Raw genomic sequence first — 22,262 nt, 5'->3', positions numbered from 1 at the left:
TAGGGAAAAGCGATTCGAATCAACTAATGGAGGCAGTAATGCAGATTAAGACAATTGCAATGATGGTAGTGGCGGGATGTTCAATTGGCATGTTGACAGGGTGCGGCATTCCTGAAGAGGAGCACAATGCGATGATTGCCCAGATGGCAAGCGAGCGCCAGACGTCGGAAGACGAACTCAATGGTAAGATTGCCGACCTCGAGTCTGTGGTCAAATCACAAAAGGCAAGCATCCGTACGAAAACCCTCGAACTGGATGACGCCGCTGAGCAGATTACCGCTTTGAAGAAGACCAGTGCTGCAGCCAACAAGGCTTTGGCTACTGAAAAAACCAAAGTTTCCGGGCTGGAACGCGACCTCGCTACGTCCAAGAGCTCAACATTGGCCGCGCGGGATCAGGCGCAGGAAGCTGAAAGCCAGCTGGCCACTCTGGAAGTTGAACATGAAGCGCTTAAGGTTCGGTTCGAACAGTTTGAAAGAAACATGAGAGCCCTCGGGGGATCTTCTGCTCCTTCACCGGTTGCCGATATCATGGCGGAAGAGGTGGTTGTTGAAACACCGAAGACCGACGCTGAAGCCGCTCTGGACATTCTGAACCAGATGGGCAACCAGTAGTTTAGTTGCATAAGCGGTTTATGAGAAAGGCCCGGAATTTCCGGGTCTTTTTTGCGTCCAGCCCGAGGCGGTCGATGGGCTATCGTATCCTGTCAATAAAGGTCTTTTTTTTTACAGAAGGTCGCGAAGCCTCATCTGTACCACCTTGGCGATCTTTGCGAAGATTGCTCACTCTCCGTTTCCAATCATCTGTTAAATTCCGACAGGAAAGGACAGTTAATTTCTGACTGAGCACTAAAACTCTTTTTTCATATTGAAGAAGGTGCGGCTTTCGCCGGCTTCCTCATCCTGCTCGTAGCTCATGCCTACACCTCGGCTGGGCAGGAAGACTTCACCGCCACTGATTTCGTATTCCCCGCTCTTGCTGTTCTTGCGAATGGTTAGGCCGGCTTGCGGGGTGTTCAAGTCGCCTACAACCCATGCACTGTTGAGCTTGAATTGCATAGAGCCGTCGCCGTGCAATTCGTCTAGGCTATATGACCCTTCGTACTGTTTGAGCTCTTCTGGGTCGATGGTCCCTGCGATCTGGTCGTAGAGTGAAGGCTTTTTTGGCAGTAAGACCTGGGGGTTGGCCTCCGGCGGTTGGTCTGCCCGCAGATAGGTTGCTGGGTTGGTGGCGGCAGAATCCGGGGCGACTTCGTTCACTGGCGGATAGACAGAGAATCGGTTGAGGAACGGCGGATTGGTGGCGGAAGCTTCGGCTGGGGCTAAGTTGGCTGTCGTGTTGGCCTCAGCGACCGGCTCGACGCGGATCCGCTCTTTCATCTGCATCAGCACCAGAATTAATAGGGCGCCTAGCGGTAGAATATATCCCAGCCTTCTCATGGCTTTAGTATTACAGATTTTGCTGGATTAGAAAGTTTCCGAGGTGCGGAAAATCCGTGTTTTTTGCTGCAGGGCCATGTAGGGTGCTTGGCATGAAATGGATCATCGCAATAGGCCTGCTGGCTGGGTCGTCCGCATGGGCTGGGCTCAGATGGGAGGCCTCCACGCAAACACTGAAGGTTCACCCGACCCAGATCGAAGCTATGGCGGTTTTCCGCTTTTCAAATGCCGGGGATCAGCTGGTTACGCTCTCCAGTGTGAATGTCACGTGCGGATGCCTGGCGCCCCGGCTTGATAAACGGACCTATGCGCCCGGCGAAAGCGGCGAGCTGGCGGTCAAGTTTGATCTGCGCAACCGCACCGGCAAGCAACACAAGGCGACCGTGGTGAAAACCTCCGATGGTGCGACCGTTTCGCTGTTCATCGACGCCGATATTCCTAAATCCTATGACATTGCGCCTATTATGATGACTTGGGCCGGCGACAATCCTGCCGCAACAAAAACCGCCAAACTAACGAACTCCAACAAGGAACCGATCAAGCTGCTTTCGGTTGCTTCGTCGCACAAGGCTCTCCCCGCCGAGCTCAAGACCATCCGCGAAGGCTTTGAGTATGAGGTGGTCGTCACGCGCCTGCCCGCGGCCAAAAACGCCCGCTCCGTTGTCCGCATTACAACCGAGCCTCCGCCCGGCCAGACCGAAGCCAAAACCCTCAAATTCTACGTCCACGTGAAATAGCATGGTTCAGTTCGTTAAAAACAAGGAAATCTACGAGCAGGTCGTGATGGACATGGTGCCGTCGGCCAAAGAGTTTGTCTGGATCGCCACGGCCGATATCAAAGACATGCACGTGGGAACCCGCGCCAGCTTCCGGCCATTCCTCGGTGTCCTTTCCGATCTCGTACAGGAGGGTGTTGCAATCCGGCTGCTCCACGCGAAGGAACCCGGCCCGAACTTCCGCAAGGACTTCGACCAATATCCCGCATTGCTGACGGGTCTCGAAAGAAACATTTGCCCGCGGGTTCATCTGAAGACGGTTGTGGTAGACGGACGGACTGTTTTTCTCGGCAGCGCCAACCTCACCGGGGCGGGCATGGGCGCGAAAAGCAAAGACCGCCGCAATTTTGAGTCCGGCATTGTATCCGAGGAGCAGGAGATCGTTTCCGGCGTCATGGAGCAGTTCGATGAAATCTGGATGGGTGCCATGTGCGACACCTGCCAGCGCCGCCAATACTGCGCCGATCCCATTGCGTAGGAACGCGTCCGTCGTGCGTGGAGGGTGAGGCTCTGTCCGAACCCCGCGTGCGCATGGCTCGGATGGGAACCCGCCCTCCACATGGGACGGCGGCTGAAGGGAGAGGAAATTGCTTCTAAGGGCGCAATTATGTCCGAACCCCCGCGTGCGCACGGCTCGGATGGAACCTCGCCTTCCATCTATCCGTTATTGAAACAGATTCCGAGCGTTCATGAAATTTGTTGTTGAGGCCGAGCCGTTTTTAAACTGGAGGTCGCCGCTGCAAACCACTGCGCCTTTGATTGCTGCGGGGATGGCCTTCTGGAAATCGGGAAACTGCATCTTTGCCAGCGTGGTCTTACCGGACTGGCGAGGCCCCGTGATGGTCACTACAGGATATTCCCGCGCCATTGTTTCAAGTTCCTGCTGAATTTCCCGCTAAATCATGAAGCGTTTATGCATTATGGATGTTGAATGTCACAGATGTATAAACATGGGGTTTGCACCGCTATTGCTGGACAATACCTTATACCTTACGTACCCCTGAGGAGGATTTCACCGGCGCAGCCGGCCATGCGGTCCCGGAGCTCATGCAGGCGCGCGGAGGTGGTGCGGGGGACGGTGCGGTAGCGCTCTTCGGGCAGGTCGTCGCGCGGGATGAAGGCCTGGAGGGCGTAGCGCTTGGAGCCCTCGACAAGCTGCCTCACTTCGTCCATCTGTTCGTCGGAGTGGACGGTTTCAATGACGGTGGTGCGGAACTCGTAGTCTTTGGCTTTGGCGCGGATAAGGTCGATGGATTGCTGGATGTTGGCGGTATTGGAATAACCAACTAAATCTGGATAGCCGGAGAAGCCTATTTTAACGTCCATGGCGAGGTAGTCGACCAGCGGCAGGCACTCGGCGAGCCGCTCCGGATTGGAGCCGTTGGTGTCGAGTTTGACGGCAAAGCCGAAGCGCTTAAAGAAGCGGATGAGTTCGGGGAGCTCGCTCGAGGTGGTGGGCTCGCCTCCGGTGATGACAACGCCGTTGACCCAGTCCTTCTTAAACTTGGTGCAGGCGGCTTCGAGTTTTTCCCACGAAAGGCCCGCCTGCTTTTTCCCCATCAGCGCGGCGTTGTGGCAAAAGCCGCAGGTAAAGTTGCAGCCGCTGATGAAAAAAACGGCGGCGAAGCGCTTTGGATAATCCACCATCGAGGGCTTTTCTAAGTAGGCATACACGTCGCTCATTGCATTCGCTCGAGTATTCGTTATTCAAATTGGCCCGCCCGGCGCGGAGGGAGGAGGATCGCGCCGGGCGAACCGGGTGATGAATAATTGTTAAGCCGATGCTTCGGCGAGGACAGATTGGATCATCTTTGGGGAGATGACCCCTTTGCCGACATCGGAATAGTCGGTTTGCAGGCCAATATATTGGTAGAGCTTGGCTTTTTTGCAGATGGCATCTTTTGCGCCGGGTTGTTTGGTGTCGACGAGCGTGTACTCGCCTTTGTCCTCGCTCCACTCGCCTACGATCATGGCGGGAATGCGCGACGGATTGATGCACTCGGCTTCGGAGAACGCCACGAGGCCGTCGATGGTTTCTACGTCGCAGTAGATCTTGTCGAAGTCGGCATACTCATCCTTGGCGAGCAGTTTGTCGAGGCGCTGGTTGAGGGTGTGGCATTTGTCGCAGCCCTGTTTTCCGAATACTTTAATCTGATATTTTGCAGCCATGATTGATCTCCTGGGCAGGTACGAGGCCTGCTCTTACGCGGTTACGATTTGCGGTTCGGTTTCTTCGGCTTCGACAATGTTGTATTTGCCGGCGTGGCGGGCGAGCAGCTCGCCGTAGCGCTTGGACTTGTTCCAGTTTTGGATCTTGCTGAAATAGCCTACCACGCGGGTTTCGCCGACGACTTCGGTAGATCCGCATTCGGGGCAGCTTTCGAGCAGGCCACGAGTCTGGTGTTGGCAGTTGTCGCAGAAGGTGAATTCCGGCGACACGCAAACCTGCGCGGACTGCGTGCGGTGGAACACCTCGGTCATGAGGTGCGCAATGGAATCAGCATCGGGGCGCTCTTCACCGATGAAGCAGTGGGTGATGGCACCGGATTCGATCATGTTGTGGTACTTGGACTGTTCAACGATGCGTTCGACGAGAGAGACATCGGCCTCGGCGGCGAGGTGGATCGAGTTGGTGTAGTATTCTGCATTCTTCGGACCCTTGACGGTTTCGCGGGATTCTTCCGGGAAATAGATCATATCGGACTTGGCCAGACGGCGCGCGGCGGATTCGGCAGGCGATTCTTCGAGGGTGAACTTGAGGTTGTATTTCGCCGCCAGCTTTTTGGCCTTGGTGTACATGTGCGCGACGATCTTGAGTCCGAAGCGCTGTGCTTCGGCGCTGTCGTGCAGCTCTTGGCCGATGAGGAACTTGACGGCGTCGTTGACGCCGATGAGGCCCAGGATGTAAGTGCAGTTTTCGAGATCGACATACGGCTTTCCGTCGTTGGCGGTCTTGCCGATCTGCCAGAGCGGGTGGCCGGGGCCGCTGAGCATTTCGGCGGCCTTGGCTTTTTTCTGCAGGTGGGCGTCGACGGCGAGCTCCATGGTGCGGTCGATCTCGGTGAAGAAGTTCTTCATGATGTCGCCGCCGGCGCGGGCCGCGCGGTAGGAGGCCTGCGGAATGTTGATGGTCACGTTTTGGAAGCCGCAGAAGCGCATGCTCTCGGGATGCTTGAGCATCCGGTTGTCGGAGATGGTGGTGCGCAGGCGGCAGCAGGCGGAGAGGGTGACTTCGTCGCGGTCGAAGATGAAGTAGGTCGAGCCGTTTTTGCTGGCGAGCTCGCAGGCTTCTTGGAAGATGGCGAACTGGGCGGGGTCTTCGTAGGTTTCGTCGGAAACGTGGAAGTCGCATTTCGGGAATTCAAAGATGCGCCCGTGGGCGTCGCCTTCGCCGAAGACTTTGAGCAGGGCGCTGCAGAAGTCCTGCGCTTCCTGGGTGTAGTCGGCGTAGGTGACGATGGCTTCGCCGGCGGTTGCAAGCGTGGCGGCGACGGCGGGATCGTAGATGCATCCGTCGTGTTCATCGGGGAGCTCGCGCAGCACGAGGCGTTTCCCGGCGGTTGGATCGTCGTAGTAAAGATCCATCATCTTGTTGCCGGTGGCGTCGGTTTCTTCGCGGAGCTCTTCGGTGAGTTCGGCGATGGCGCCGTCTTTAAGGCGCAGCTGGTAGTGGCCTCCGGGGCCGATGGCCGGCACGGTCTTGAGGTAGGACGGGACTCCGGTGTGGATGTTGAAGTCGAGGAACAGGGTTTGTCCGCCCCGTGAGAAGGCGTTCTGCGAGCCGTTGAAGATGAGTTCCTGTGCCACCTGCTTAAGCTGTTTTTCATCCATGCCGACGAGGAACGGAGCATAAAGAATGTTGATGTAGGCAATGCCGAGCGCGCCGGCATAGTTGGCCTGCATCGAGGCGAGGAAGGTGTTGAGGTGGCCGGTCAGCACGGAAGCGGAGCGGGCCGGTTTTGACGAGGTGTTGAGGTTGATCAGGCCGGACAGGCCGTATTTCTTGACGTACTCGATGGAGTGCGACGAGCAATAGACGCGGGTCGGATAGCCGAGGTCGTGTATGTGTACGGCACCGGTGTCGTGTGCGCGTTTTACTTCTGGACTGAAAATGGTGTCGAGCGCCCATTGCTTGAGGACAAGCTCGGCAATGCCGAGGTTTACGGCTTCAGGATTGTTGTTCACGATGTTCGAGTTTTCGGTGGACTTGGTGAACATCAGGTTTTCGAGGTAGTCCTTGGAGACGCGGTAGAGGGAGAGGTCGCGCAGTTGTTGGGAATAGCCGCGTTCCATTAGTTCGTTGTTGACCAGTTCGCGGATGAGCGTGGTGCTGATGATGGTCATGTCGCCGGCAATGATGCGGTTTTCAACGGATTTGGCCACGTTGATGGCCAGTTCGACGGAGAGGTCGGTCTTGTCGAGGATCTGCTTAACAATGCGTTTGCGGTCCCAAGGCAGGTTGATGTTGTTGGAGGAGGATTCAACCAGCAGGAGGCTGGCGTCGGTTACATCAACATTGCCGTTGGCGCCATCACCGCGGACGCGAATGTTGCGGCGGGCGATTTCGCGCTGTTTGCGGTAGCGCTTGTAGGTTGCAACCACGAGGGTTTCGCCCTGTTCGGCCAGAACGATTTCAACCAAGTCCTGAACATCTTCGATTTGCGGAATGCGCTTGGAGTTGTCGCTGGGGTGGACGTAGAACTCGCTCTGCGGATTGTTGAGCTGCTGCATCACCTGGTCGGTCACCTTCGATGCAAGGCCTTCGTTCTTGGAAATCTGGTGTTTGCGGGCTACGTCATCGACGGCGCGGTCGATTGCCAATTCGATTTTTTGCCAACTGAATGGTACGACGAGTCCCGAACGTTTCTGGAATCCGTCGAATGCGGCATTGATTCTTGTTCCCGACATTTTTTCCCCTTGATATTTAATGGTTTACGCGTGTGACTGGCATCCTCAGCGCTTTTCGAGGCTAAAAACTATCCAATCCAATGTGTTGCTGTCAAGGGTTCGGCACAACATCTTGTGGTATTTCTTGAAAACTGGCGGTTTTACTGGAAAATGCGTATAGAATGGTTGGGATTTTTCCGGTCGGGAATTTCGAGGCGGATGTGGCTTTGAAAATGCTGTGTTTAGATCCATAGTTCCAGTCTTTGGAACAGGAGGAGCGTTAATGTTGCCGGATTGGGTAAGTTATGTGGATGTTGGGTTTGCTGCCGTAGCGTTGCTGTTTGCGTGGAGCGGATGGCAGAAGGGTTTTGCTGGGCAGGTGGCGCATATTTTGACCTTTGTCATCATGGGCGGGTTGCTGTTCTTCGCCTATCCCGCGATTTTCAGCTATCTCGGTCGCGCGTTGCGCAACGTGAACGAAACCTATTTGATGTGGCTGATTCTGGGCGCCATGGCCGCGCTCGCGCTGGCGGTGTTCCTTGTGCTCAGCAAGATGCTTCAAAGCCTGCTCAAAGCCCAGATCTCGGATCAGTCCGACAAAGCCTACGGTTTTTCGCTTGGTTTGGTGCGCGGCATCTTGGTGGCCTTGTTCGCGATGGTGTTTCTGGTCATTCTCGGGCCGCCGAGGATCTATGAAGGCTTCAGTGGCCAGTCCAAGGTGGGCCGGATGGTCTGCCACGACATCGTGCCCCGCATCCAGCCCCACCTTACGCGAGCGGTGTTGGAGGGAAAGGCACAGCAGCTCCGCGACAAGCTGATGGAGCAGGAAGAAGCCGGGCAGTTGGATGAAACTTGAAATTTGAAACGTGAAAGGGAAGCGCCGGAGCGGAGAATTCCAGTTTCCAGTTTCCAGTTTCTAGTTTCCCGTTTCACCCCTGTCTTCCTCCCGCATCCGAAGGATCTTAAGGAAGAAGAGTTGCGTGTCATACTTCGACATCACAACAAGGGAAACAGTGGACAGAAATAGCGAAAGGATGCTCAGTGTCATTCGTTGGTTCAGCGCCGCAATGAAAATGCAGCCAAAGCCGATTAGAAAGAGCGCGAGGTAAACATTTCTCCGAATTCGCGAACCACGCATCAGCGCGTCGTGGAAGTCGGGCTCAAATGCTTCGTTCAGGAAGCGGGCGCTGTTTAGTTCTTCAAGCTTGGGCATCTTCATAGGGCGCTCCGTTGTTCGGAATGTCCCAAAAATTTAAGGAATTTGTCGAGAGGTTGCAACCCCGCCGGACAAAATTCTCACGCGCAGGATTGAGGGCGGGGCGGGGTTCCGGTATTCCTTGTGGATGGCGATGATTCCGAAAGAGACGATTGAAGATATACGCGCGCGTTGCAACATTGTGGATGTGGTCGGCTCCTATCTGCCGGAGTTGCGCCGCCGGGGCTCGACCTACAAATGCAATTGTCCTTTTCATAAGGAAAAGACGCCTTCGTTCACCGTTAACGATGCCCGGCAAATCTTTCACTGCTTTGGCTGCGGGGCGGGGGGCGATGTCTTCCGCTTTGTGATGGACTATGAAAAAGTCGACTTTGTTACGGCCATTAAAGTGCTGGCGGAGCGGGTCGGCGTGGAAATCGTCTACGAGGGCGGCGCGCCCGAAAAGAGCGGCAACAAGGATGTGCTCTATAAGCTGCACACCGACGCGGCCGCCTTCTACCACCGCATGCTGCTCGACAGCCCGGAAGGCGCCGAGGCCCGCCGCTACCTCGAAGAGCGCGACCTCCCCGTTGAGATCATCAAGGAATTCCAGATCGGCTTTGCGCCCAACGGCTGGGAGGAGTTGCTCTGCCGTGCCGTCAAGAAAGGCTACGAACCCCAGCAACTCGAAGCCGCCGGGCTCGTGGTGCCTTCCGACCGAGGTGGTAAAATCAGCCACTACGACCGTTTCCGCAACCGTGTCATGTTTCCGATCTGCGACCAAATGGGGCGTGTCATCGGCTTTAGCGGCCGGATCATGAACAAGGCGGAAAAGGGCGCGAAGTATGTTAACAGCCCTGAAACCCTGCTCTTCAAAAAGAATCAGGTGCTCTATGCGTTCGACAAGGCGCGCAAGCCGATCGTCGAATCGCGCCAGGCAATCGTGGTCGAAGGGCAGATCGATGCCATCCGCTGCCACCAGGCCGGGCTCAGCAATGTGATTGCTTCTCAGGGCACCGCGCTGACCGAAAACCATGCGCGGCTCATCAAGCGCTATGCCGACGAGGTCATTCTCGTGCTCGATTCCGATGCCGCCGGCCTGAAGGCCGCACTCGGTTCGTCCGAAACCTTCATTGCCACCGAGTTGAGTGTTCGCGTTGTTACGTTGCCGGAAAAGGAAGACCCCGATTCGCTCATCAAAAACAGTGGCGCCGAGGCGCTAACGAAGTTGATTGCCGAAGCGCCGTCGGCACTGGATTTTTTGGTGGACGCATTTCAGAAGCAGGAGGATATGAGCACCGAGGCCGGGCGCATGCGCGTGGTGCAGGCGGTCATCAACCTCATCAACCACTGCCCTTCGGCGGCGCGTCGCGATCCGATGATTCACCACGCGGCCGACCGGTTGAATATTTCGCCGTTGGCGCTCAGCCAGGATTTGAGACGCGCCCAGCGCCAGCAGCGGGCGGCGCCGCGCGCAGCAGACGACGCTCCGGTGCCGACGGCGATGCCTCCGCAAAAAACCTACCCGCGCCAGGAAACCGCGCTGCTGGAGCTGCTCGTGCATCATTACCACGATGTTCATGCGCTGGTGCACGACTATCTGCCGCCACACCTGCTGACCGACCCCGTCTGCAAAACGCTGGTGGAGACGCTCATGCTCGATCCGCCCGAAACGCTGACCGAGGGCTTTCACGACTACGATGAAGACACGCAGAAGGTGATCACCCGTGTTCAGGTGGAGGAGTCGCGCACTATTGATGCTGAAACAACGCCCGCCGAACTGGCGCAACGCTATATCCTGATTTTCTGGAAGCGTTTTTTAGAGCGGGAGCAGGCGGAGCTTAAGGCGCGAACCGATATCTCCAACGAAGAGCGGTTCAAGGAAGGCACGCGCCTGCGGCACGATCTGTACGCGCTCGCCAAGGGTTGGGAAGGCGCGATGCCTATGCTGGGCGCCCGTCTCCATTCCGACGTGGATTTTTAGGGCGCTTCGAAGGCGCGGCGTGGGGGCGGATTGCCATTTTATTGAAACGCTCCCGCTGGGCACTATTTGCTTCGCAAATTTCAAGCGCGTATGATCCGGCGTCTTTCTTGCGCGGGGCGCCGGATTGGAATCCGGCCCCACGATCTGCCCTTACATATTCGCGACGACGGCGTCGGCGAACCCGGAGCAGGAGAGCCATGTGGCGTCTTCCATCATGTGCGCAAAGTCGGCTGTGACAGTCTTGTTCTGAATGGCCTTGTCCACGGCGTTAATCACCAGGTCGGCGGCTTCCGTCCAAGGCAGGTAGCGCAGCAGCATTTCGCCTGAAAGCACGAGCGAGCAGGGGTTGACTTTATCTTGTCCGGCAATGTCGGGCGCGGTGCCATGGGTGGCTTCGAAGACGGCTTTGCCGTCCTTGTAGTTAATGTTCGCTCCGGGGGAAATGCCGATGCCGCCCACGCAGGCGGCGAGCGCGTCCGAGGCATAGTCGCCGTTGAGGTTGAGCGTGGCGATCACGTCGTAGTCCTGCGGCTTGAGCAGGATGTTTTGCAGGAAGGCGTCGCAGATGCAGTCCTTGACAACAATCTCTTCGCCGGAGTGCGGATTCTTGATTATGTAATCCTTTTCCGTTCCGTGATACATCGCACCGAATTCTTCCGCAGCCAGCTCCATGCCCCATTTGAGGAAGGCGCCTTCGGTAAACTTCATGATGTTGCCCTTGTGGACAATTGTCACCGATTTGCGGTTGTTGTGGATGGCATATTCAATCGCCGCGCGGATCAGGCGCTGCGAGCCGCTCTTGGAGACCGGCTTGATGCCGATGCCGGAGTCTTCGGGGAAGCGAATGTTTGTCACGCCCATTTCGTCCTGCAGAAAGTTGATCACCTTCTCGACTTCTGGGGAGCCTTCCGCCCATTCGATGCCGGCATAGATGTCTTCCGAGTTTTCGCGGAAGACGACCATATCGACCTGATCGGGGTTGTGGACTGGGGAGGGGACGCCGTGGAACCATTTAACCGGGCGCTGGCAAACGTAGAGATCGAGCTTCTGGCGCAGCGTAACGTTCAGGCTGCGGCGGCCGCCTCCGGTCGGGGTCGTCAGCGGCCCCTTGATGGCTACGCAATATTCGTTGATCGCGTCAAGTGATTCCTGGGGAAGCCAGGTGTCTTCGCCGTAGAGGGCGTTGGCTTTTTCGCCGGCATAGATTTCCATCCATTGGATTTTTTTTGCGCCGTCGTAGGCCTTGGCAACCGCGGCATCGACAATCTTAATCATGGCCGCGGTGATTTCCGGCCCGACGCCGTCGCCTTCGATGAAGGGGATGATCGGATTATCCGGCACGTTCAGGTGTCCGTATTCGAGCATGGTGATTTTTTCGCCGGCGGGGACTTCAATCTTATTGTAGCTCATGGTTTTCCCTCGAATTTGTGTGCGTCAGATGGAAAAGGAATAAATATGATAATTTTATCTATGTAAAGGGGTTTTGAACGCCGACAGGGCAAGCGGGTTCGTATTTTATGTTGATGCGTGGACCAAGCAGGAACGGGACGCCTTCTTGAGGATTGCAACGCTCCATCCTTGGGGGAAGGGGAATTCTCAAAGCCCAGTTTTTCGTGCCCATGCAGCGCGCCTTGGTTAGAAAAGCATGCAAGGAAGGGGAGAACAACCCCCTGAGTCCCTTTCTTATTATCCATAAAAGGCGGTATGTTGAGGTTCTGTGAAGCGGGTTGTCGATTGAGGTGGGGGATTTAGTCTCGCCGTTCAAGAGCACCCTAGCGGTACGCTTAATTGGCCTGACACGCTTTCATAATCCCTTTTGACCCTTGTTTTAGGAGCGGTATTAAACCCTTGTTGCTTAGTCGTATTTTACTCGAAGCATTTATAGAACAAATATATTTGACCCCCTTATCGCCGTAGGCTAAACATCCTCGCTTTCGAACAGGCAGGGGTATGTCTGTCGGTGTAAGTCCTTCTGGCAGAGTGATAAAATAAACACTTTACCGTGTTAAAAGAGCTGTTCAGACAGTGGTTTGGGCTGAAGAAAGCAGCTCGGGTAAGTGAGAATTAATGTACAATATCGGTTCTCAGAGTTGAGAAATCTCGGTTTGTTGATTTCCTCTACAGTCTGAAGTAATCAGGCCGGTTTTATTTTTTAAGGTTGGATCCGTATTTTATTTGTTTGATGGATGTCGCTTAAATTTTGATGAAACCGGGCCTGATCCGGAGGCGTTAAGTGGTTTCCGCCCGCTACATCGATTTTATACCTCCTCTCATTGGCATAGCAGATGCTTTAATCCGATGTGTCTGTTCATATTCTGGATCACGGTGATCGGAACCAGAAAACCTTTTAGGGGTAAAGAGGGAGCATGCGCGAATGCCAACTCAGAGGAAGAAGTCAATGCAGTTGAATAGTTTAAAAAGACATATGTCCATTTTTTTTGCAACGGGGATCGCGATGGCTTCCCTTTGCGAAGCGAATGCGGCCACCCCGCCACCGCCCGGGTCGCCGCCAGAAGCTTTGGTAATAGGTGTAGAAATTAGCGGGCCGCTCACCGTGGATGAAGGGCAAACGGCCTCGTATCAATGCACAGCCAGTTATACGGATGGAACGTTCCATCCTGTTGACGCAGTTTGGAGCACAAGCTCTGCAGGTGCAGATATCAATAGCTTGGGAGTTCTTTCTGCCAACAATGTTAATACGGATCAAGACGTAGCCATCACGGCTTCGTTTTCCGGATTTTTGGATTCGTATGATATTACCGTTAAGTTTGTGGCTCCCGTTTTGACTAGCATAGAAATTGAGGGACCTTCGGCATTGGACGAAGAGACGCCCGCTCAGTTTTCGTGCGTGGCGAATTATTCGGATGGAAGCAGCGTAGCGGTGGATCCTGTCTGGAGCTTGGACTCTGCGCATGCATCCATTAGCAGTACAGGGTTGCTCACTGCAAACGATGTGTTGTCGGATCAAAGTGTGTTGATTTCGGCTCGCTTTGGTGAACTTTCTGATTCCCAAACGGTTTCTATTCGGTATGTGCCGCCAGTGCAGACCAGCCTCTCAATCATTGGCCCTGCCGGTGTTACTGAGGGCTCGACAGCTCAATACCTTTGCATGGCCTATTATTCGGATGGAACGAGTGCGCTTATCGATCCCGCTTGGACCGTAAGCCCATCATATGCATCCATTTCAGCGACGGGATTGTTGACCGCAAACAACGTTACGGCGGATCAAAGCGTCAGTGTTTCGGCCAGCTATGGCGGGCAGATAAAGTCCCTCGCCGTGGCCATCGGCTATGTTGCTCCCACGCTAGCCAGCATTCAGGTTGCAGGGGCTTCATCTGTTGATGAGCAGGATTCGACGCAATATACCTGCAAGGCTTTCTATTCGGACGGTACGAGTGCAACCGTCAGCCCCATCTGGAGCGTAAGTCCATCTTATGCATCCATTTCATCGGCGGGGTTGTTGACTGCAAACAACGTTACGGCGGATCAAAGCGTCAATGTTACGGCAAGCTATGGCGGACAGACGAAGTCCCGTTCCGTGGCCATCAACTATATTCCTGCGTTAACCAGTCTGGTTATTGAAGGGCCGTCGCTTGTTGAGGAGCTTACGAACGGTGTCCTGTTCACTTGTGCAGCAGTCTACGATGACGACTCCTCTGAGGTTGTCGAGTCGGTGGTATGGTCTGGAAACTCCTCCGGTAGCTCTATTAGCGCAGCCGGCGACCTCAGCGTCGGAAACCTTGTGGCCGACGAGATCTTAAATATCACGGCTAGTTTTGATGGAATCACGGTTTCGCAGGAGATCATGCTTAAAGCGGTGGGCACTCGGGTATTCTATCCTTTGAGCAACGTCCATGATTCACAAGTGCGAGCCGAGCTATGGATTTGGGACGAAATTGCCCAGACTCATCATCTTGTTGAAGAGATCAGTAATCCCGAAGAGCTTGTTCTGGAGGGTCTCGACCCGGACCGTTGGTATTGGCTCGTTGTAGAGGAATACAATGAGTTGTCGGGACAGTGGGAAACGCTGCACACAAGCGGCTGGGTAAACATGTAGTAAATTGGAAGAGGTTAATCATGAAAAAATATATTGCAGCATTGATAATTTTGGCGGCCTGCGGAAGCGTATTCTCTGGCCAGGTGGGATTGCCCATGGAGCGAATTGCGCTTCCCCCTGTGGAAGGGTCGCAGTTGGTCTGCATTTGGGATGATACTGCCGGCCAGTGGGTCGGTGCCTTTGAAGACTATGACCATGCAGGGGTCTATGACTTTCAAGTTCCGGAATGGGGCAAGTGGTATTGGATTGGTCTTTGGGACGAAGCGGCTGGAGAATATGTGTTCGGCAAGTGGATTGGTCATTTCATAGTGGATTAGACCGAGGGTTGGTGGCTGGATGGACGCCTAATATTGCTTGATCGGTTGTTCGGCGGAACTTTCCCGCGCTCTTCGGAAACCAGAAGAACTTGCTTTATGCAGGCTGAATAGTCTAAAGAACAGCCCAGCAATTGAGGCTGTTCTTTTTGTGTTAAGGGGGTGTTTGTGCCAAGATTTTATGAATTAGGGGTGCTCTTGGGTGTGGTCCTTGCGATGCTTTCAGGATGCACCACTACCGGAACTGATTCACCAAGCAGTTTTTACGAACGGTCGCTGGAAGAGCCTGCCATCGACAATATGCTGCTTACGGGAGACTCGTTGGAGCTTTCCGTGGAAGCTGACGGCAGTATGGAGGTTGGCATGTACCGAACAAAGGTAGATGCCCGTGGCATTGCAACATTCCCATTGGTGGGCGAGATTAAGGTGGGTGGCATGAGGTTGGAGGAGGTTCGCAAGGTGATTGCTCTCAAGTATGGAGAGTACTATGTGAACCCACCGGTTATAATGTTTTCAGAAGTTGATGAAAGCGAGGTCAGTGAGTGGGGGCAGGTTAGGGTTTTGGGGCGTGTGAACCAACCGGGGCTTGTTCCTCTGATGTCGAGTCGCGGCATCAATCTGTCGGCGGCCATTCAAGGAGCCGGCGGGTTCTCTGGTAGCGCCAAAGCCTCCGATATTCAGGTTTCGCGTATGTCCAAGGATGGAAAGAAGGTGCGGGTTAGGGTGAATTTTGATGAAATTGGCCAGTTAGGCAACGCCGATGCCGACCTCAAGCTGATCGACGGTGATATTGTCTATGTTCCGGAACGGATATTCTAATGAAATACGGATGTAAGATTTTAAGTGCCTGCTTTCTCTTTCTGCTTCCGTGTGCCTTAATGGCTCAGCAGGTGCCCGACGATCTAGGCTTCGAGGTTGGCGTTTTTCGGATAGTTCCGGAAGTATTCGCTCAGGGGTCTTATGACAGTCGCGTGAAGATCGATGAGTCGGGCGATGCCCAAGACGACTTTTATGGTGAGATGGGTGTTGGACTGTCTTTCGACAACACCGACGCACAGTATCAGTTGTCCGGTTCTGGAAATTACGGATATCGAAAATACGATAAATATACATCGTCAGACGGCGATTTTTACGATGCGTCGGCTTCTTTTGGGTCACGACAAAATCCTCTAAAATACGGTATTTCCGGGACAGCGCAAAAAACCTTGGATTACGACACAGATGGGTATGTTGAAGAAAGGCAGGATCTTGAATCAATCCTCACCTCCGAGGAATCAACCAGTTATTCGGCCACTGCTGACATCAGCTATGAAAGGCGCCTGACTCCCAAAACGACTCTGGTTCCCGCGTATGCATTTTCGTACTACTATCAGGATTTTGAGACGGAGTCGGATGCCGAATCTCATACTCATCAAGCAGGCTTGTTGCTTGGGTACGATTATTCTGAAAGGACAGTGCTAACCCTTGCTGGCTACGGCAGCTTTCAGTCCAATGACGAGGAGGACGGCCAGGTCGGAACCATCGCCGTTGGCGCCAGAAGTTCTGTGACAGATAAAACGTCATGGAGCGCAGAGATGGGCTACTCTGCCGCGGACTATGAGGACTCGGGATCGGACCAGAGTGTTTTTAGCTCTGTGAATGTAAATTGGCAGGCGACCGAAAAAGTTTCTGTTTATGTGCGTGGCGGTGCCGATTATGAGCCGGGCTATGGCGGTGGATCTGCACGAAAGGTTTACAGGTTGGGTTACGGGGCTAGCTGGAATCCGCTATTGAAGTGGTCATTCAGTGTTCAAGCGCTTCACGACTACGAAGAAGAAATCGATGATGAAGCCGAAGAGAATCCCAGCAATGAAGAGTGGCGCCATTTTTTCAGCGCCCAAGCGCAGTATAGCCTGACCAAGCGAATGGCCATGGCTTTGATAGGTTCCTACAACAAGGATGAAGAGGATGACGATCAAATGATCGTATCCCTTCGTGCAACATACCGCTATTAGTCTTGGGTGTCGCACTCGTGCTTACTTTTTACAGTTCCGGGTGCGTTATGTATCCGGAGTGTCCGTCCAATTGAAAGAGCAAGGCTTCCTGCCTTAAGCGTTGCTGAGGCGGCGTATAGATGCATAGTTTTGTACGGCCTTGAGACATAGGATGCGGTTGATATTAGGCTGTTTCCCGCTGTTTCACTTGTCAGCCAAAGACTTGGTGCATTATATGCTTTGTTTCTAGAATGCACCTATTGAAGTTTGCGTTACGGCCCTAAATGATACACTATCCTACTACTTGACGATTCAAATGCTGTGCAACTTATATTTATATTTTAGAGTGAGTCTCGGTAAGTCAGTGTTGGACTTTGCCTGATCGACCAAGGGCGGTAGCGTGTGGCCTCTCAAATATGCGATTTATCCATTTTACAACACCGTCAGGGCTTGGTTGCTTATCTCTAGAAAAGAGGTTCTTTCAGATGATTTTGGAGGTTGATCCGCGATAAAATGGAGTTTTTAGATTCTGGAGACCTGAGTTGGCGTGCGCAATGCTAATAAAGACCATAGGTTCATGCTTTTTTGGCGGGATCTATAATCGCTCAGAAAACAACCACGGGATGCAATCGTGAGTCCGTAAGTTTTTGATAGGAGAAGTTTATAATGATAAACAATAATTATTTTAGATTGTTCGGCGCGGTGCTAGTTATCTCCGTGCTTTCCGTTTCTCAGGTTGTGGCTGGATATCCTGACGTTCAGGATCGGGTTGAGCCAACCACAATCTATCCGCCGTCCTTTTCCGCTTTCAATCCTCCCGTTGATGCAAGCATGGCCATTAATGCCGTTGCACCGCAAACCGCGGAGTGGACACGACAGAGCCAGCCGGGCGACACGATGGCGCTGACGGCAGAAAATCTGAATCAGAACTTTCTGGAGTTTGTCGTTTATGGCGAGAACGCAGAGCGCGTTGCCGTTGCATGCGATATAGTGCATGTGGATGGAAGGCAGGCCGCCGTAACGCTTTCGGATGCATTGACCCCAAACGAATTTTACCTAATGTGGTTAGGCAACGCCAACGGATTCGGTGAGCCGGTTGGGATCAATCAAACAGAGGCTTGGTGGGTTGGGTTCGATCAAGTCGATCCGGGCGAAACGTTCTATGTCTACGGGCGTAATCTAAAGCTCGGCGCTGGCGAGTGCCATCTCTACATCAAAGAGCTTGACCGCTGGCTGACCAGTGCGAATGCAAACCCCTACAGGGCTCCATTTATAATGCCAAGCAATGTTCCCGCTGGAACCTACACCATTTACGCTCACAACGGACACGGGAAGGTGTATGGCTGGGCGAAGCCCATGATTATAAAAGTTGACAACCCGTATGATTGGTCAGGCAATCAATACAATTTGGTAACTGATTTTGGCGCGAACGGAACGGACAAGAACGACGATCAAGAGGCTTTTAATGCAATGCAGGACGCAGTAAGTGCCAATCCAGGATCGACCGTAACCATTCCGGCGGGCACGTATTATTTAAGCGGTTATTTTACGGCGAAACCTTACACCAGATATTATGGCGCCGGCATGGGGCAAACTGTCATAAAGCCCTTGCCGACAAGGGGGAAAGGAGATTATTTGAGAAGCGGTTCCAGTTATGAGCTGAAGGACATGACGTTCGTTGCCGATGAAACGATAGTAACGGACAACGCCTTCAAGTTTAACGAAGCATGGGCTCATGATGCCTTGCTGGAGAGGGTCGAGTTCATTGATACCCGGGAAGAGGATTATGGGTTGCACGGGTTTCTGTCGCTCAACAAATCCGCTAGGCAGACTCTTCGCGGCTGCCGGTTCATTACGTATCACAGTGTTCTTGTGGGGCAGGCATCGTATCTGAGAATGGAAAACTGCGAGTTCCTCGGGTGTCATGATAATAACCAGATGATGACCATGGGGGGCGGTGGATTTAATGATATTTCGGGGTGCACCGCACAGAATTACGATATGTCGGATGCTTCGGATGGTTTTGGTTGGGCAAAGGGACGTTGGATCGTTGTGTCGAGTCGCTTTTCAAACATCTATCTCGGCGGCAATCGAACTGTCCAGATTCAGCCTCGTGATCCCACTCCCTTCGTTTTAGGCCTCAAAGTGTCTTCTGTTGGGGAGTTCGGCAATGTGCAGCAAACTTGGTACGGAACATTCGGCGAACAGACCCTTTCTTTTTCAACGGATATCCCTGATGAGTTGCACGGTCGAGGAAATAATAGCATTCCGTGGTCAGGGGCGATGGCTACACTGGTTGCTGATGGGGGTGCCGTTACACGCGACTATCGCGTAAGAACGTTGGATGCTCATAACAACACGCTTACGATTCAAGTTACTTCTCCCCTTGCAACAGACCAGAATTGGGAGACTGTGGAGATTAAGGATATTGTAGATGGAAATGCCGGCGAACAGATATTGTTTGAAGGTCCACAACCGCGACAGGCTGGGTGGATCACGGGAGCCACGGACGGTAGCGTTTTCATATCCTCGGCAGACGCCTCTGGCGGTTTAGGGGCAACGGAATTGTTTATAACAGGTGGGCGGGGGCTTGGGCAGGCTCGTCCGATCAATTCAATCAATGCGACGACCGGGGAGGTTATCCTTGAGGAATCTTGGCAGGTAGCCCCCGATAATACGAGTACCTATTCCATGGGGATTGGGGCGGGGAACGTAGCCATATATGACAATGATTTTTCAGGAAGGGAAAGTGGAATCGGTTTTGACCATCGGGCCACAACAGCGTTGCAGGCGAACAATGCCTATAACCTGATCTTTGCCGACAATACCCTGACCAACGTGCGAAATGGTGTCCGGCTTTACGGATATCATAGTGAAATGGATTCCTTGTCGGGGAAGAGCGCTCCTGCTCCTAACTTTTTCTTTCAGTGCATCAACAACGTTTTTTCAGGTGTGGCCGATGGTTTTGTGGTGGATGTCTTTAGCTCTGGAAGCAACCCGCTGGTACCTGGCGACTCGTGGAGTCTCGGTCATATGTTCCGGGGAAACCGCATGGAGAACATCACTTATCAGGCGGCGTTTCATTTCAGGGACGGCAATGATGCCGATGGTGCGATCGGGATGAACGTTATTGACGGGAATCAAGTCTCGGATCTGAGTTATGTGGAGAATAACGGTAGTATCGTAAGTTATGCTGACGTGCTGGATCTTGACCCCTACGCAAGTGATCAGGTTTTGGTGAACAACCGTTTTTTCGGGCATTCAAAAATTGCCGGTCTCGACAGCTTGAATGTGGTTCTTCGAGGTAACTATTGGAGCGGTTTCAGCTCAACCTATTCAACGGACTTTTCAAGGTTGAGCATTCCTCAGCCTGTTGCAAAAAGCAGTACCGTTGTTCTTTGGAACACCGGGACATCCAGTATGAACTGGACGAGTCCAACGCTTGGAGGAGGGGTCATTGTGGCAGAGGGCTCGACAAATCTTAATGACGTCCCCGAAGGAGTGCATACGATCATAGCGGGATCGCAGACAATGCAAATCGAAGTTTTTCATCTTTCTCCGGCAACGCTAACTGAGCTGGTTTCTTTTCCCGTGCTCGGTCTAGATGGCGAACTAGTTTCGGCTGAGCTGGTTAATCAGGAAACAGGGGGCCGAAGAGCACTTGGGCCATGGAATAGTCCTGCTACTATTTCTGTTGAAGGTTTATCTGGTCCGGGAGAGTTGCTTATAATTAAAAAATGGGATGCTGTGAAAAATATTTGGATCCCTGTTTCTACTAACTTGATAGGCCGTTCGCCCCGATAAATTGGTCAGGGCTTCGCGTCACATGCCTTTAAAGATAGCCTTGTTGACGGGCAATAATAATCGTTCTAAAGAAAAGAGATTCTTCCTCAAGTACTCCTGCTTGCGGAGCGGTAGGATTTTCTGTCCTAGTACATATTCCCGATTGTAAGAATACCATGATTGCGTGGGGCTCTAGTTATCTTGCGTAATGTCGGCAGAATTATCCTGAATTTAATTGGCTTTCAGCTTCATGAGCGAAACGACTAAACAATTTAAGAAGCAGTTGCCAAAAAATGCCATCATGGCATTGTTGTCATTTATTACCTATTCGATTACGGCAATATGGTTGACTCCTTATCTAATTACACATTTGGGTGCAGCGGCGTACGGTCTAATACCGCTTGCCGGGCTCTTTACGCAGTATGCTTCTATCATTACAGCACAATTGTCGGGTGCGGTTAATCGCTTCCTGACGATTGAAATTCTAAAGCCAGGTGGAAATCCAAATGTAATTTTCAACTCTGCCTTTGCGCTTTATTTGATTCTCATCGTTATTCAGCTTCCGGTCTTTGGTTTCGGAATTGTTTTTGCCGATCGCATCTTTTCTATCCCTTCAGAACTTAAGGTTGATGCCCTGCTCTTGCTTGGTTTCAGCGCCGGAAGTTTTTTGATTAACATGCTGGGCGCTGTTTTCGGGGTGTCGTTCTATTCAAAAAACCGGCTGGACATCGGTTCTCGCATGCAGCTGGTTGGGCTTAGTTTGCGCCTGCTACTCATTCTGCTCGCATTTTCGGTGTGGGGGCCAAGGCTCCGTTATATCGGCTATATAGATTTCGGACTGAATATGCTCATGCTTGGCGTCAGTGTTATGGTCTGGAGAAAACTGACGCCGGAGTTGTTTATTTCTTTTCGCAACATTGACCGAAAAATACTTGGACCCATATTTCATATGTCACTATGGACGCTTATAAACCAGTTGGGTTCGCTTCTATATTTGCGAACGGACATTTGGATTATTAATCGATTTATTTCGCCTTTGATAGCCGGTCAATATGCCGCCATTTTGGTGGTGAGCAACTTTATCCGACAGATGGCTAATCTGGGTATTGGCCAGCTTGGTCCGGTCACCATGAGTTACTGGGCTAAAGGTGAAATAGGCGAGTTGAGTCGTATGCTTTTATTTTCGGTTAAGCTTTTTGCCTTCGGCTTGGCAGTGCCTATCGCTTTGCTATGCGTCAATGCAAAGCATATTCTTTCCATGTGGCTCGGGCAGGACTTTGAGGGCTTTTCTCTATTGTTTATGGTGATGACGGTTCATTTATGCATTAACACAGCGGTCTATCCACTGTTCCAGCTTCTTTCCGCTACTAACTCGGTTCGGATTCCCGCTATCGTCACCTTTTTTATGGGAGTTACCAATGTGGCTGTTTCCTATTGGTTAGGTGTGACCCTCGGCATGGGAGCCATGGGAGTGGCTTTGGCGACTGCAATCGTACTTACTTTAAAGAATGCTTTTTTTATACCAATCTATAGCGCGCAAATCTTAAAAATGCCCCCCAGAACTTTTATCGGACCATTGCTTGGAGGTTTGTTGGTAATGGGAGCGGTTTATGTGCTAACAAAATTACCTGTTGCGGGGTGGATCCATGTTGGAGCAGGAACGCTTGCGGGAATGGTTGTTCAAGGACTTTTTATTTCTTTTCTTATGGGAATATGCGGTTGGCAATTCGCCCTAACTTCAGGAGAGCGTAAGATTGTTATAGAGACCATTCGTAGAAAGCTGGAGAAGCTCGTCCGAGTGTAGTGCTATGGAATATGGTGTTTTGATTGTTTGTTATTTTCTCCCTCGATGGC

General features: G+C 52.7%; 18 protein-coding genes. 11 read left to right on the top strand and 7 right to left on the bottom strand.

The window, feature by feature from the left end:
- The first annotated feature begins 38 nt into the window (after positions 1–38).
- Positions 39–614: a hypothetical protein gene (locus SCARR_RS18510; RefSeq protein WP_136063139.1), complete on the top strand. Its 576-nt coding sequence runs from the start codon at positions 39–41 to the stop codon at positions 612–614.
- A gap of 234 nt (positions 615–848) precedes the next feature.
- Here SCARR_RS18510 and SCARR_RS18505 read toward each other — a convergent pair whose 3' ends face one another.
- Entirely contained in the window at positions 849–1,439 is a 591-nt protein-coding gene (locus tag SCARR_RS18505) for a hypothetical protein (protein ID WP_136063138.1), read from the bottom strand.
- 92 nt (positions 1,440–1,531) lie between these two features.
- Here SCARR_RS18505 and SCARR_RS18500 point away from each other — a divergent pair, with 92 nt between their 5' ends.
- Positions 1,532–2,176, top strand: a complete 645-nt coding sequence (locus SCARR_RS18500; protein ID WP_136063137.1) for a DUF1573 domain-containing protein — start codon at positions 1,532–1,534, stop codon at positions 2,174–2,176.
- 1 nt (position 2,177) lies between these two features.
- Positions 2,178–2,693, top strand: coding sequence for a phospholipase D family protein (locus tag SCARR_RS18495; protein WP_136063136.1), 516 nt, complete (start codon positions 2,178–2,180; stop codon positions 2,691–2,693).
- Positions 2,694–2,879: 186 nt separating this feature from the next.
- Here SCARR_RS18495 and SCARR_RS18490 read toward each other — a convergent pair whose 3' ends face one another.
- The 4 genes from SCARR_RS18490 to SCARR_RS18475 form a co-directional block, all read right to left on the bottom strand.
- Entirely contained in the window at positions 2,880–3,083 is a 204-nt protein-coding gene (locus SCARR_RS18490; protein ID WP_136063135.1) for a hypothetical protein, read from the bottom strand.
- Positions 3,084–3,205: 122 nt separating this feature from the next.
- Positions 3,206–3,898 (bottom strand): anaerobic ribonucleoside-triphosphate reductase activating protein, encoded by a 693-nt coding sequence (locus SCARR_RS18485; protein WP_136063134.1) that lies wholly within the window; start codon positions 3,896–3,898, stop codon positions 3,206–3,208.
- Positions 3,899–3,988: 90 nt separating this feature from the next.
- Positions 3,989–4,384 carry a hypothetical protein gene (locus SCARR_RS18480; protein ID WP_136063133.1) on the bottom strand — a complete coding sequence of 132 codons (396 nt, stop codon included), beginning with the start codon at positions 4,382–4,384 and terminating at the stop codon, positions 3,989–3,991.
- A 33-nt stretch (positions 4,385–4,417) separates the two neighbouring features.
- Entirely contained in the window at positions 4,418–7,123 is a 2,706-nt protein-coding gene (locus SCARR_RS18475; RefSeq protein WP_136063132.1) for an anaerobic ribonucleoside-triphosphate reductase, read from the bottom strand.
- A gap of 262 nt (positions 7,124–7,385) precedes the next feature.
- Between SCARR_RS18475 and SCARR_RS18470 the strand changes: the two genes are divergently transcribed.
- Positions 7,386–7,958: a CvpA family protein gene (locus tag SCARR_RS18470; protein ID WP_136063131.1), complete on the top strand. Its 573-nt coding sequence runs from the start codon at positions 7,386–7,388 to the stop codon at positions 7,956–7,958.
- Between the two features lie 60 nt (positions 7,959–8,018).
- Here SCARR_RS18470 and SCARR_RS18465 read toward each other — a convergent pair whose 3' ends face one another.
- Positions 8,019–8,321 (bottom strand): hypothetical protein, encoded by a 303-nt coding sequence (locus SCARR_RS18465; protein ID WP_136063130.1) that lies wholly within the window; start codon positions 8,319–8,321, stop codon positions 8,019–8,021.
- A gap of 130 nt (positions 8,322–8,451) precedes the next feature.
- Here SCARR_RS18465 and dnaG point away from each other — a divergent pair, with 130 nt between their 5' ends.
- Entirely contained in the window at positions 8,452–10,281 is a 1,830-nt protein-coding gene (gene dnaG / locus SCARR_RS18460; RefSeq protein ID WP_168433428.1) for a DNA primase, read from the top strand.
- Positions 10,282–10,431: 150 nt separating this feature from the next.
- Here the strand turns inward: dnaG and icd are convergent, their stop codons facing one another.
- Positions 10,432–11,691, bottom strand: coding sequence for an NADP-dependent isocitrate dehydrogenase (gene icd, locus SCARR_RS18455; RefSeq protein WP_136063128.1), 1,260 nt, complete (start codon positions 11,689–11,691; stop codon positions 10,432–10,434).
- 1,045 nt (positions 11,692–12,736) lie between these two features.
- On the opposite strand from icd, the gene SCARR_RS18450 reads away from it, so the two are divergent.
- The 6 genes from SCARR_RS18450 (at position 12,737) to SCARR_RS18425 (ending at position 22,212) form a co-directional block, all read left to right on the top strand.
- Positions 12,737–14,338: a hypothetical protein gene (locus SCARR_RS18450; RefSeq protein WP_136063127.1), complete on the top strand. Its 1,602-nt coding sequence runs from the start codon at positions 12,737–12,739 to the stop codon at positions 14,336–14,338.
- Between the two features lie 20 nt (positions 14,339–14,358).
- Entirely contained in the window at positions 14,359–14,655 is a 297-nt protein-coding gene (locus tag SCARR_RS18445) for a hypothetical protein (protein WP_136063126.1), read from the top strand.
- Positions 14,656–14,820: 165 nt separating this feature from the next.
- Positions 14,821–15,471 carry a polysaccharide biosynthesis/export family protein gene (locus tag SCARR_RS18440; protein WP_136063125.1) on the top strand — a complete coding sequence of 217 codons (651 nt, stop codon included), beginning with the start codon at positions 14,821–14,823 and terminating at the stop codon, positions 15,469–15,471.
- A complete protein-coding gene (locus tag SCARR_RS18435) occupies positions 15,471–16,646 on the top strand; it encodes a DUF481 domain-containing protein (protein ID WP_136063124.1) in 1,176 nt (391 codons plus the stop codon). Before SCARR_RS18440 ends, SCARR_RS18435 begins: the two co-directional genes overlap by 1 nt.
- Positions 16,647–17,291: 645 nt before the next feature.
- On the top strand, positions 17,292–20,429 hold the full coding sequence (locus SCARR_RS18430; protein ID WP_136063123.1) for a glycosyl hydrolase family 28-related protein: 3,138 nt from the start codon (positions 17,292–17,294) through the stop codon (positions 20,427–20,429).
- Between the two features lie 229 nt (positions 20,430–20,658).
- On the top strand, positions 20,659–22,212 hold the full coding sequence (locus SCARR_RS18425; protein ID WP_136063122.1) for a lipopolysaccharide biosynthesis protein: 1,554 nt from the start codon (positions 20,659–20,661) through the stop codon (positions 22,210–22,212).
- The last annotated feature ends 50 nt before the right edge of the window (positions 22,213–22,262 follow it).

It is taken from the genome of Pontiella sulfatireligans, assembly GCF_900890705.1.
Taxonomy (GTDB): domain Bacteria; phylum Verrucomicrobiota; class Kiritimatiellia; order Kiritimatiellales; family Pontiellaceae; genus Pontiella; species Pontiella sulfatireligans.
The sequence above is the reverse complement of the archived record's forward strand: the minus strand, read 5'-3'. Positions and strand labels throughout refer to the sequence as shown.